At 43.4% G+C, this 11,778-nt stretch carries 10 protein-coding genes, 1 riboswitch and 1 other annotated feature; of the genes, 3 read left to right on the forward strand and 7 right to left on the reverse strand.

The window, feature by feature from the left end; genetic code table 11:
• Window positions 1–69 precede the first annotated feature (69 nt).
• From hisH to MMA19_RS19565, 6 genes are all read right to left on the reverse strand, one after another.
• Window positions 70–693, reverse strand: a complete 624-nt coding sequence (gene hisH, locus MMA19_RS19540) for an imidazole glycerol phosphate synthase subunit HisH (RefSeq protein WP_006074112.1) — start codon at window positions 691–693, stop codon at window positions 70–72.
• Window positions 693–1,766, reverse strand: a complete 1,074-nt coding sequence (gene hisB / locus MMA19_RS19545; protein ID WP_240207015.1) for a bifunctional histidinol-phosphatase/imidazoleglycerol-phosphate dehydratase HisB — start codon at window positions 1,764–1,766, stop codon at window positions 693–695. The genes hisH and hisB overlap by 1 nt, the downstream gene beginning before the upstream one ends.
• 28 nt (window positions 1,767–1,794) lie before the next feature.
• Window positions 1,795–2,847, reverse strand: a complete 1,053-nt coding sequence (gene hisC, locus MMA19_RS19550) for a histidinol-phosphate transaminase (RefSeq protein ID WP_240207016.1) — start codon at window positions 2,845–2,847, stop codon at window positions 1,795–1,797.
• Window positions 2,847–4,145, reverse strand: a complete 1,299-nt coding sequence (gene hisD / locus MMA19_RS19555; RefSeq protein ID WP_240207017.1) for a histidinol dehydrogenase — start codon at window positions 4,143–4,145, stop codon at window positions 2,847–2,849. Before hisD ends, hisC begins: the two co-directional genes overlap by 1 nt.
• Before the next feature lie 4 nt (window positions 4,146–4,149).
• The gene (gene hisG, locus MMA19_RS19560) at window positions 4,150–5,046 is read right to left on the reverse strand and encodes an ATP phosphoribosyltransferase (protein ID WP_006074105.1); all 897 of its coding nucleotides are present in this window, start codon (window positions 5,044–5,046) and stop codon (window positions 4,150–4,152) included.
• Between the two features lie 40 nt (window positions 5,047–5,086).
• Window positions 5,087–5,223: a sequence feature (His leader region), on the reverse strand.
• Window positions 5,224–5,450: 227 nt separating this feature from the next.
• On the reverse strand, window positions 5,451–7,052 hold the full coding sequence (locus MMA19_RS19565; RefSeq protein ID WP_038230062.1) for a Na+/H+ antiporter NhaC family protein: 1,602 nt from the start codon (window positions 7,050–7,052) through the stop codon (window positions 5,451–5,453).
• A gap of 113 nt (window positions 7,053–7,165) precedes the next feature.
• Window positions 7,166–7,349, reverse strand: a riboswitch (Lysine riboswitch).
• Between the two features lie 542 nt (window positions 7,350–7,891).
• Here MMA19_RS19565 and MMA19_RS19570 point away from each other — a divergent pair.
• On the forward strand, window positions 7,892–8,299 hold the full coding sequence (locus tag MMA19_RS19570) for an H-NS family nucleoid-associated regulatory protein (RefSeq protein WP_038230058.1): 408 nt from the start codon (window positions 7,892–7,894) through the stop codon (window positions 8,297–8,299).
• Between the two features lie 53 nt (window positions 8,300–8,352).
• Here MMA19_RS19570 and MMA19_RS19575 read toward each other — a convergent pair whose 3' ends face one another.
• Complete coding sequence (locus MMA19_RS19575; RefSeq protein ID WP_038230056.1) at window positions 8,353–9,657, reverse strand: inosine/guanosine kinase; 1,305 nt, start codon at window positions 9,655–9,657, stop codon at window positions 8,353–8,355.
• A 241-nt stretch (window positions 9,658–9,898) separates the two neighbouring features.
• Here MMA19_RS19575 and mnmA point away from each other — a divergent pair, with 241 nt between their 5' ends.
• Both mnmA and hflD read left to right on the forward strand, forming a co-directional pair.
• Complete coding sequence (gene mnmA / locus MMA19_RS19580) at window positions 9,899–11,008, forward strand: tRNA 2-thiouridine(34) synthase MnmA (RefSeq protein WP_038230055.1); 1,110 nt, start codon at window positions 9,899–9,901, stop codon at window positions 11,006–11,008.
• 32 nt (window positions 11,009–11,040) lie between these two features.
• Entirely contained in the window at window positions 11,041–11,658 is a 618-nt protein-coding gene (gene hflD / locus MMA19_RS19585) for a high frequency lysogenization protein HflD (RefSeq protein WP_006074097.1), read from the forward strand.
• Window positions 11,659–11,778: the final 120 nt, after the last annotated feature.

The following is an 11,778-nucleotide window of genomic DNA, read 5'->3' on the forward strand; positions in this document are numbered from 1 at the left end:
ATTTCCTTCAAAGCCTCACGACCGTGTGAAGCCGATAAATTCTATCGATAACTTCTTGTTAGTCAGGAATTACACTAACTCTAGGAAGTTTTGAATCAGTTTTGAGCCTGCTTTGGACGAGCGCTCTGGGTGAAACTGTACGCCGTAGTAGTTGCCACTTTGTATCGCAGCACTAAACGGTTTGCCATACTCGCATTCAGCAATGGTGTAGTCGCCGACGGGCATCCCAAAACTGTGCACGAAATAGAAGTATTCACCCTCTTCAATCCCTTGAAACAGCGGATTGCCAGCCACAGCCTTCACGGTATTCCACCCCATATGAGGAAGAGGTAAGTCTCCTGTTTCCAGACGTTTTACTTCACCTTCACAAAGGCCCAAACATTCAACAAGCTCGTCCGCCTTTTGGCCCTTCTCTTGTGAAAGCTTGCCCAACAGTTGCATACCCAAGCAAATACCAAGTACTGGTTTCTCGACCTGCTTGACCAGTTCGATAAGATCGCGCTCTTGAAGGTTTTTCATCGCTTCACTTGCCGTACCTACACCTGGCAGAAACAACTTGTCAGCACCCAGAACCACTTGAGGTTCCTTAGAAATAACAACATCGTAGCCAAGACGCTGAATAGCAAACTTTACTGACGAGACGTTAGCACAACCGGTATCAATAATGACTACATTCTGTTTGCTGCTGGCCATTACAAGACTCCCTTACTACTTGGTAACTCGTTACCCTCTACCTTAATGGCTTGACGCAGTGTACGGCCGAAGGCCTTAAACAAACTCTCAATGATGTGATGATCATTATCGCCAGAAGAAGATAAGTGAAGTGTACATGCGAGCGTGTCAGTCAAAGATCGGAAGAAGTGAACGACCATTTCTGTAGACAAGTCCCCCACCTGCTCACGAGAGAACTTGGCATCAAATTTAAGATATGGGCGACCAGATAGATCTAAGGCACATTGCGCCAAGCACTCATCCATTGGCAAGCTAAAGCCAAATCGACCGATACCGCGCTTATCACCCAGCGCTTCTTTCAAAGCTTGCCCAAGAGCCAAAGCGGTATCTTCAATAGTGTGGTGGTCATCAATGTGCAGATCGCCATCCACAATGCACTTCATCTGGAAACCGCCATGAGTGGCAATTTGATCAAGCATGTGGTCGAAAAAGCCCATGCCAGTTGAGATTTCATTACCACCCGCTTCATCAAGGTTTACAGATACCTTGATATCCGTTTCTTTGGTAGTACGAATTACTTCCGCTGTACGTGCTTTTACCGTTAAGTCTTTTAAGATTCTTGGCCAACCCATGGTCTCCGGATTGTACTGAATTCCACGAATCGCCATATTTTCAGCTAGCTGAAGATCAGTTTGTCGGTCACCAATCACAGCAGAGGTTTTGAAATCCACTTTGCCACTTTGAAGATACTCTTTAACCAAACCAAGTTTTGGTTTACGGCATGAACAGTTGTCTTCATCAAAGTGCGGGCAAATTAAAACATCATCAAATTTAACGCCTTGAGACTCAAAGATTTCCATCATCATATTATGAGGAGCGTCAAAGTCTTCCTGAGGATAGCTAGCAGTACCTAAACCGTCTTGGTTAGTCACCATCACAAGGCGGTACCCTGCGTCTTGCAGAGCCAATAAACTTGGAATAACAAACGGCTCGAGTTTGAGTTTATCCAAACGGTCAACTTGAAAATCCACTGGAGGCTCAACAATTAACGTACCATCACGGTCTATAAATAATATTTTCTGTTGGTTGCTCACTTTATAAATCCTTTTCTTGATGGCTAGCTTATGCCGCTGTTTGTTCTAGTTGATTGCGAATAAATGACAATGTCTTCTCACATTCGTCACGATTACCAACACTGATTCTTACGCAGTTTTCAATCGGTGAATTTCTAAGAATAATTCCCGTATTCCACGCTGCTTTAAATAGCTCATCGCCATTAGCAAATTCAACGAGTAGATAATTACCCCAACCTTCATATACGGTAACACCTGGTAAGGTCGATAAACCTGCTTGTAGGTAGGCACGATTGGCATTGAGATCCAGCACCTGGAACTTAGCGCGCGCTAACCCTTGTTCCGATAAGGCTTGCACCGCGATTTCCGCGACAGGGATTGGTACCGGATATGGTGCAATCACTTTAAGCAGTACGTTGATTAGCTCTTCATTGGCAAGCGTAAATCCGCAACGAAGACCAGCCAAAGCGAAGGCTTTTGATAATGTACGTAAGATGGCTAAGTTCGGATATTGGGCCAACAAATCAACGGTTGACGCTTCCGGACAAAAGTCGATATACGCTTCATCCATGACAACAATAGCTTTATCTTTGGTCATCTCCAATAAAGCGATAATGTCTTCGCGCTTAACCAAGTTACCCGTTGGGTTGTTTGGGCTACAAACGAACAGTACTTTGACGCCATCTAAATTAGCTTCGATTTCCGGCAAATTGAGTTGCCAATCAGAAGTCAAGGGTACCGTTTTACGGTTAACGCCAATGGTTTCAGCACTGATGGCGTACATGCCATAGGTCGGCGGACAGAATAAGATGCTATCTTCACCCGGCTCACAAAAAGCACGAATAAGTAACTCAATGCCTTCGTCAGCACCACGAGAAGTCAGTGTTTGTTCTGGTTTAACACCAGCGTATGCCGCATAGGCTTTGATTAGCGCTTTAGGCTGACATTCGCTGTAGCGATTAAGACGTGCAAAATCTGTTTTATATTCATTATTAAATGGTGATTCATTAGCATTGAGCCAAATATCACCGCTACCGCCAATACGTCGTGCTGACATATATGGTGTTAGCTGTTGAACTTGTTTACGAGCGAGCTTTTCCATTAGTTACTCTCCTGCGCAAGCTTCTCGACACGAATGGTCACAGCACGTTTGTGCGCATCCAGCCCTTCTGCCTCGGCCATAGTGACAACCGTTGGAGCCAGATTTCGTAACCCATCGGCAGTTAATTCTTGTACCGTCATTCGCTTCGAAAAGTCAGCTAAGCCCAAGCTTGAATAAGTACGAGTGTAGCCATAAGTCGGCAGTACGTGGTTAGTACCTGAAGCGTAATCGCCTGCAGACTCTGGTGACCAATCGCCCAAGAAGATCGAACCTGCGTTATCAAGTAGCGGTAACAGTTCACGTGGTGCTTTGGTCTGGACAATTAAGTGCTCAGGGCCATAGTAGTTTGAAATAGACACACACTGAGTGATCGATTCAGCGATAATAATGAGACTTGAGCCTAATGCTTGCTGCGCGATATCAGCTCGCGACAGTTGCTTGAGCTGTTTATTCACCGCCTCTGTTACTTGGTCTGCAATCACTGGAGATGGAGTGACAAGCACTACTTGAGAGTCTGGACCATGTTCAGCTTGGCTTAGTAGATCGGCCGCGACAAAGTCAGCATCCGCTGTTTCGTCGGCAATAACCAACACTTCAGATGGGCCAGCAGGCATATCGATCGCTGCTCCACGGAAATCATTACTCACTTGACGCTTGGCTTCGGTAACATAGGCATTGCCCGGACCGAAGATCTTATCTACTTTTGAAACACTCTCTGTGCCATACGCCATCGCCGCTACGGCTTGACCACCACCGACGTTATATACTTCATCGATTTTACATAGCTTGGCAACATAGAGGATTTCATCCGCAATAGGCGGTGGGGAACATAGTACCACCTTACGACAACCAGCAATCTGAGCAGGAACCCCTAGCATAAGCACGGTTGATGGCAGTGGTGCGCTGCCGCCCGGTATATACAGCCCAACGGTATTAATAGGACGAGTCACTTGCTCGCAGACAACGCCTGGCTGAGTTTCTACTCGCAGTGGTTCAGGACGCTGAGCTTTGTGAAACTTAGCGATATTAGAATACGCTTGCTCAAGCGCTTGTTTCATTGTTTCAGAGAGGCGCGATGATGCAGCTTCAATCTCTTCGTTAGAGACTCGAATTGAGTCAGGTCGAACTCGATCAAACTTTTCTGTAAGATCTAGCAGCGCTTTATCACCTTCGCTACGTACTTGCTCGATAACCGCCGATACCGCAGAAGTAATATTTGCGCCTTCAGTAATCGCAGGACGCTCAAGAATAGACTCTTGTTGCGACTGACTTAATGATTGCCAAACTACAGTTCTCATGGCCTTACCCCATCATTTTCTCAATCGGAAGCACAAGAATAGAACTCGCTCCAAGTTCTTTCAGCTGTTCCATAGTTTCCCAGAACAAGTTCTCTGTACTAACTAGGTGAACCGCCACACGCTCTTTATCTGAAGAGAGAGGTAATACTGTCGGATCTTCTGCACCCGGCAAAAGCGCTTTGATTTGCTCAAGTTTTGCGACTGGTGCGTGCAGCATGATGTATTTAGACTCTTTCGCTTGCTGAACGCCTTGCATGCGCGTTAGTAGCTTCTCGATAAGCGCCTCTTTATCAGCATCAAACTCGCCTTTACGCTGGATCAGTGTCGCTTTCGAACGGAAGATCACCTCTGCTTCTTTTAATCCATTCGCTTCCAGAGTCGCACCAGTAGAAACAAGGTCGGCAATAGCATCAGCTAGACCAGCTCGCGGTGCAACCTCGACCGATCCTGTCAGCATACAAGTACTGAAATCTACACCTTGCTCATCCATATAAGCTTTCAGTAATTGCGGGTAAGTGGTCGCAATTCGTTTGCCTGCTAGATCTTGTGGACCGTTGTACGTTTCATCTTTGTCGATGGCAATAGATAGACGGCAACCACCGAAATCAAGACGACGAAGCGTTACAAACTCATTGGGTTCACCAAGTGCTTTGCGGTCTAAACGAACTTCTTCTAGCTCGTTCTCACCAATAAAGCCAAGATCGACGACACCATCCATGATCAAACCAGGGATATCGTCATCACGAACCAACAGTAGATCAATTGGCATATTTAACGAGTGAACAACAAGACGCTCACCCATTACGTTGAACTTAACTCCGCATTTTTTTAGTAGGTCTTGGCTTTCTCTGCTAAGACGACCTTTCTTTTGTATTGCGATTCTTAGGCGTTGTGTTTGCATTGCTGTATCCCTGTGCAAGATATTGATTTTAAATTATAAAACGAAAAAACCCTCGGGAGCTTTGGTCTCCCGAGGGTTTAATTCTTTAAATCTTAAATCGAACCTCCGAGAGTTTTACCTATCTCTCGGGTATGCGTTCATCTCCCGAAAGATTAAGCTGGGTGATGATGGTGATGATGAATGTTCATATCAAAATTTAGCATACTTATGTTTAGGTCCTTTGTGTCTGTACCTTCACACTAACGAAGCTCATTATGATTTTCAACCACTATTTTGCAGATCAGCGCTTTTTTTTTTCGTACTCGCCAACAAGTATGATTTGTTATTACGAATATCGGCAGAAGTAAGCCAAAAGACATAAAAAAAGGAGCCTTGGTAGGCTCCTTGATATTAAAGCAATTTATTTACGCATTCGCTTCTTTAGCCATTCTTGCTTTAGATAAAGCAGAAAGAATGAAACAGACAAGTACAAACGTCACTGTTGCAGCACCGAATGAAAGTGCTACCGACGTTGTCATACCCAATGTGATAAAACCAACACAAGAAACAAATGCCACTGACAATGCATATGGCAGCTGCGTAGACACGTGGTCAATATGGTTACAGCGTGCACCTGTCGATGACAAGATGGTCGTATCTGAGATTGGTGAACAGTGGTCACCAAATACTGAACCCGCTAATACCGCACCAAGCATTGGAAGCATCATTGCGATATCCGTTGCACCCGCCATATCACCTGCGATTGGTAACATAATTCCGAATGTGCCCCATGATGTACCGGTCGAAAATGCCATAAGACCAGAAAGCATAAACAGAATAACTGGTAGCCAATGGACATCAATATTACCCTGCACTGTTGACGATAGGTAAGCGCCTGTTTTCATGTCACCAATGACAGAACCGATAGACCATGCAAAGAACAGAATCAAGATTGCGCCAAACATCGACTTAGCACCAATCCACATGGTTGTTGCAATATCAGCCGCAGAAAGCTTCTGTTTTACGACGGTATAGACCGCAGTTAATAAACCAGCAGAGCCACCGTAAATTAAAGAAGTACCAACATCCGTATTCTCAAATGCACCAAGAACATTAAATGCAACACCATCTGCAGCCAGAGCTTGACCACCAGTAAAGATCATCGCAGCTACCATCGCTCCAATAAGGACAACAATAGGTAGGATCAGATCTGAAACTGAACCAAAGTCGCTTTCTTTAATATCCAACTCTTCATTCAGCTCATGAGCTTCAGCAGAATCGTTCTCTTTATCTTTATCAAAACCAAGACCTTGTTTTGCACGAAGCTCATGCTTACGCATTGGGCCCACATCTAATTGGAACCAAGCTACAGCGAACACCATTAACAGCGCAAATACTGCGTAAAAGTTCATTGGGATTAGGCGAACATACGCACCAATCGCTGAGTATTCAGTAATACCATGTGAGATAAGAATACCGCTAACGATAGTCATAATGTATGCACCCCAGCTCGAAGCTGGCATAAGCACACACATAGGAGCAGCCGTTGAATCTAAGATATAAGCAAGCTTAGCGCGCGATACGTAAAAGCGGTCAGTAACAGGACGAGAAATCGCGCCAACTGCTAAGCTATTGAAGTAATCATCAACAAAAATGAACACACCAAGGAATGCAGCAAGTAGCTTTGAGCCACGTTTGCTTTTCACGCGTGCTTGTGCCCACTCAGCAAACGCTTTGGTACCACCTGACAACGTTAATAACGCCGTCATCATACCAAGTAGCAATAGGAAACCAACGATACTCATGTTCCAGGTGTTTAGACCACCATCTTCAATAACAACGCCAGATACTGTGTCATAGACATAGCCTGCAGCATTCATTACCGAGTAATCGTTAAGTAGAAAAGCGCCTAATACAATACCTACACCTAGGGAAAGCAAAACGCGACGTGTGATAATCGCCAAACTCAAAGCTACGATCGGCGGTAGCAGTGATAATGGTGACGAAGCAAAATCGATTAAATTCATGATCTTCAAAAACCAGTTTTAATTATGGTTAGAGATCTACTGCAGACATGCGTATCTATAAGTTCATACGCAAACGTTGAACTAAGCGAAAGGGAAGTGAACACTTCACCCAACCCTACAGTAGCGCTCCATAGTTTAACAATATAATAGACTATGGCAGTGTTGTTCGTTTCGGATACAACCCCAGCGAGAGCGCTTGATAATCAACTCTCACTTCGGCGACAGCGCCTTTTGTTGTCGTTCATTGGCATCACCCCAACGACAAGGACTTTTCGCAGTCGCGCCTCTACATCAAAAGAAAAATCATTCACTACTATGCGCTAGCATGTTGAAAGAATGTTCTTACTTTTGCATTAGGTGGACGTCATTGTACTTACCGAAGCATCAATTGCAACATGAATGTTGCTATCACCTTGTAAACAGTGTTGCAACTTAGTTATAGCGCAAGGTTCAAATCGACCATTAACTACTCAGAGATAAACATTTTTTGAACGACCATCACTGACAACTTAATTTTATAGAAGTTCATTTATATCGATCTCAATCAATTCCTTAATACTTACAAATAAACTATAAGTCTGGCTAAGCATACTTAGTACAATATGCAACAAAATCCACTCAAAGTCCGTCTTTTGTGTAGTTCATACCAAGATTCAGTAATTATTAATGTTCCAATTTCATGCGCTATATACGCCACTATGTACTTCTATCGTCGTCTATTATCAGGTTTTTGTAAGAATTATTATATTTCTTCTCTTATCCACTAAGAAAATATTGTCAATTCAATATTTGCTGTTTATTATTAATCCGAACCAAATAATAATCTCATGGGAACTGTCATGTCTGAATTAACCAAAACTCTACTAAATATTCGTAGCCTACGTGCATTTGCTCGTGAGCTAACTATAGAACAACTAGAAGAAGCACTAGAAAAGCTAACTACTGTTGTTGGTGAAAGACAAGAAGCGGAAGCAGAAGAAAGAGCAGCGAAAGAAGCACGCGAAGCTAAATTAAGCGAGTACGCTCAAATGATTGCTCAAGACGGTATTGACGTTGAAGATCTTATCGCTGCACTATCTGGTGAATCTAAAGGTAAAGCGAAGAGTAAACGTGCTCCTCGTCCAGCAAAATACAAATATGTAGACGCTAGTGGCGCTGAAAAGACTTGGACTGGTCAAGGTCGTACGCCTTCTGCAATCCAAACTGCTCTAGATGCAGGTAAATCTCTAGAAGAATTCGAAATCTAATATCTTTAAGTAATATTAGATTTATAAAAAAAGCGCCTTTCGGCGCTTTTTTATTATCGTTCCCAATATGCCTCTTCAAGGCTATCTTCTTTCTCTGGCAGACCACGAGAAAGACGTGGAGAATGTTGAACCAGCACTTCATAGCTTGCTCGATTTGAGTATTTACATACTTGTGAGAAAGAAGAGTAAGTAAGGTATGGGTGTTGGTGCTTACTTGAGTTTGGCACATTTTCTTTATGGTATTTATTCGCTGCCATATCATGCAGTAATGCAGATAAAGCTGCGTCGCCCGCACCATTGGTATTCTTGATTTTTTCTGGCCCACCCATATAAGGAGCAATATGTGAATAAACTTTTGTAGGATTTTCACATGCAGACTTTATAGCAGGTCGGCTAAATTCATATCGGTTAAATTCAGCAATACACCCTGGTAATAATGGTAACGAAGTTTCTCTTTTGGCAGCATCCTCTGTATAACCAGCCATAAATAAACCGATTGGTCCAGCAGTACATAAAACAAGATCAACCCAATCAAGTGCTTTATCCGCAGCAGCCAATGGATCTTTTTCACCTGTTAATGCTTCAGCTTCATCCTCATTCATAGCAACAACCGAAACATGCTGTTTCAAAAAGTCTTGCCAATATTCCGGATCATCTTGAATAACGAAGCGAGTTCCCAACGTTAATACCACAGGTACGTCGTATTTCTTCGCATATTCTATTGCCTGCATGGTTGCTTCCGGCATTGGGTCACCATCTTTGCAACGAACTAAATAGGCTGTTAATACCAACGCCGAAGCTTTCTTAAAAATTTTCTCAGGAATACTCTCAGCACGAAGTTGGTTCATTTGACCTTCGCTAATTGCAAAAGTTCGCTCGCCGTCTTCAGTAATTAACGTAAAACAACGTCCAATTGCACCATCGACGCCTTGTAAATAGTTTAAGTCCATACGGCTAGAAGTATTACATAGATATCGATAGCCATAACTACCGATTCGGATATCAGCACTCATTACACCTAACAATACCGATTTGTCATCTGCCAACACGGAAAAGTTATGTAATGTATTCCCTATTGTGCCCCCAGCAAATTCATTGGTAATTAGCTCTTGCTGTTTCAGTTCGTTATACAGATTTTCAGCTGCTTGGTCATCAATAACCAGAGAGTGCCCTTTGCTCAGCCCAAATTTCTCAATAACACTACTATCCACTCGCGCTTCTATATCAACTAGTGTTTGGTCAATACCGATAATATGGGTTCTCGACATTTTTTTACTAGTTTGAGATTGGCTGACTAATGGGTCACGAGCGTGAACCGGAAAGTAATGCTTCGATTTTCTTTGGCCGGGGAATTTCATAAGGATATCTTCGTAACAGGAATGTAAGGGCGACAATTCTAACTCTGTATAGTTTACCTCGGCAACATAGGCAACCTTAGCAAACGTTTACGCTACAATTTTTTTTATCACTGACCTTGTTTTTCACTCTATTTGTACACACATTCATGCTCTTAGAAAGTGTGATTTAGTTCGCGGATCTGTATTGCGCCTTCGGTTTCTGCTAGAATCTGCGTCCAATTGATATAGGTGGTATTTTAACATGTCTGATAACAGCCAAAAGAAAGTGATTGTCGGTATGTCCGGCGGTGTAGACTCCTCTGTTTCTGCCTACCTTCTGAAACAGCAAGGCTACCAAGTAGAAGGCCTGTTCATGAAGAACTGGGAAGAAGATGATAATGAGGAATATTGTACTGCAGCGGAAGATTTAGCCGACGCACAAGCGGTCTGTGATAAGTTAGGTATCCACCTACATACGATCAACTTTGCAGCAGAATACTGGGATAATGTATTCGAGTATTTCTTAGCAGAATACAAAGCAGGTCGTACGCCAAACCCAGATATTCTTTGTAACAAAGAAATCAAATTCAAAGCATTTTTAGAATTTGCAGACGAAGTTCTCGACGCAGACTATATCGCAATGGGTCACTACGTTAGCCGTACCTTCCCTGAAAACGGTGAAAAACCACAAATGCTTCGTGGTTTGGACAGCAACAAAGACCAGAGTTATTTCCTCTATACATTAAGCCATGACCAGGTAGCTCGTAGCTTGTTCCCTGTAGGCGAGTTAGAGAAACCAGAAGTACGTCGCATTGCTGAAGAACAAGGCTTAATTACCGCGAAGAAAAAGGACTCGACAGGTATTTGTTTTATTGGTGAGCGCAAATTTACAGACTTCTTGTCTCGCTATTTGCCAGCACAACCGGGTAAAATTGAAACACCGGAAGGTAAAGTCATTGGTGAACACCAAGGTCTGATGTACCACACATTGGGTCAACGTAAAGGGTTACATATTGGGGGCCAAAAAGGTGGCGGCGGTAATGAAGATCCATGGTATGTTGCTGAAAAAGATCTTGAACGTAATGTATTGATTGCGGTTCAAGGTGCTGATCATCCGTTACTTAAATCAAACGGACTGCGTGCATCTCAACTTCATTGGGTGAGTCGCGAAGCGATTAAAGAACCAATGCAATGCACAGTGAAAACGCGCTACCGTCAACAAGATATCCCTTGTACGATTATCCCAATTGACGATGACAACATTAAGGTTATCTTTGATGAACCACAAGTAGCTGTCACTCCGGGACAGTCTGCTGTCTTCTATAGCGACAATGTTTGCTTGGGCGGCGGCATCATCGAAGAGCGTATCTAACATTTATTCGTTTATTATCTTAGGAGAGCTACGTGGCTAATACACTTTATGACCGTACAATAGCATTTGCAGGAATTTGCCAAGCCGTTGCCCTTGTTCAACGAGTTGCTAAAGACGGTTACTGTGATTCAGACGCGTTCGAAACTTCTATCAAAGCTATTACCAATATGAACCCATCCAGTACGTTAGATGTATTTGGTGTTGAATCCGACCTTAAAGTTGGACTCGAGTGTTTGGTAAAAGGCATTGATAGCACACCAAGCGGAAGTGAGATTACTCGTTACATCATCAGCTTAATGGCACTAGAGCGTAAACTAAATGGGCGTAATGATGCCATGTCTCAACTTGGTGACAGATTACAAATGGTCAGTCGTCAACTTGAGCACTATGAGCTTCTTGACGAGCAGATGATCAGTAATTTAGCTAGCGTGTATTTAGATGTCATTAGTCCGATTGGTCCTAGAATTCAAGTCACAGGCACACCGGCAGTACTTCAACAAACTGGCACCCAACAAAAGGTGCGCGCGCTTCTGTTGTCAGGTATCCGCAGCGCAGTGCTTTGGCGACAGGTAGGTGGCAAACGACGTCACCTCGTGTTCGGTCGTAAGAAAATGATCGAACAAGCTCAGATTCTACTCGCTAGAATGTAATCATCGACTCGCGACCTTGTCGCGAGTTATTTTTTCCTACCAAAATAAATTTAGCGCAAACGTTTGCGCAATGTTCGTGACAAATGCCGCAGTTATTGGTATAAAGCTCACGAAATTTAG

Source organism: Vibrio sp. CyArs1 (assembly GCF_022432925.1).
GTDB lineage: Bacteria > Pseudomonadota > Gammaproteobacteria > Enterobacterales > Vibrionaceae > Vibrio > Vibrio mediterranei.

What these genes read in the sequence shown, in the direction of transcription:
- hisH (WP_006074112.1), bottom strand. Translation starts at nt 693, where the DNA reads ATGGCCAGCAGCAAACAGAATGTAGTCATTATTGATACCGGTTGTGCT.
- hisC (WP_240207016.1), bottom strand. Translation starts at nt 2,847, where the DNA reads ATGGAAAAGCTCGCTCGTAAACAAGTTCAACAGCTAACACCATATATG.
- hisD (WP_240207017.1), bottom strand. Translation starts at nt 4,145, where the DNA reads ATGAGAACTGTAGTTTGGCAATCATTAAGTCAGTCGCAACAAGAGTCT.
- hisG (WP_006074105.1), bottom strand. Translation starts at nt 5,046, where the DNA reads ATGCAAACACAACGCCTAAGAATCGCAATACAAAAGAAAGGTCGTCTT.
- MMA19_RS19565 (WP_038230062.1), bottom strand. Translation starts at nt 7,052, where the DNA reads ATGAATTTAATCGATTTTGCTTCGTCACCATTATCACTGCTACCGCCG.
- MMA19_RS19570 (WP_038230058.1), top strand. Translation starts at nt 7,892, where the DNA reads ATGTCTGAATTAACCAAAACTCTACTAAATATTCGTAGCCTACGTGCA.
- MMA19_RS19575 (WP_038230056.1), bottom strand. Translation starts at nt 9,657, where the DNA reads ATGAAATTCCCCGGCCAAAGAAAATCGAAGCATTACTTTCCGGTTCAC.
- mnmA (WP_038230055.1), top strand. Translation starts at nt 9,899, where the DNA reads ATGTCTGATAACAGCCAAAAGAAAGTGATTGTCGGTATGTCCGGCGGT.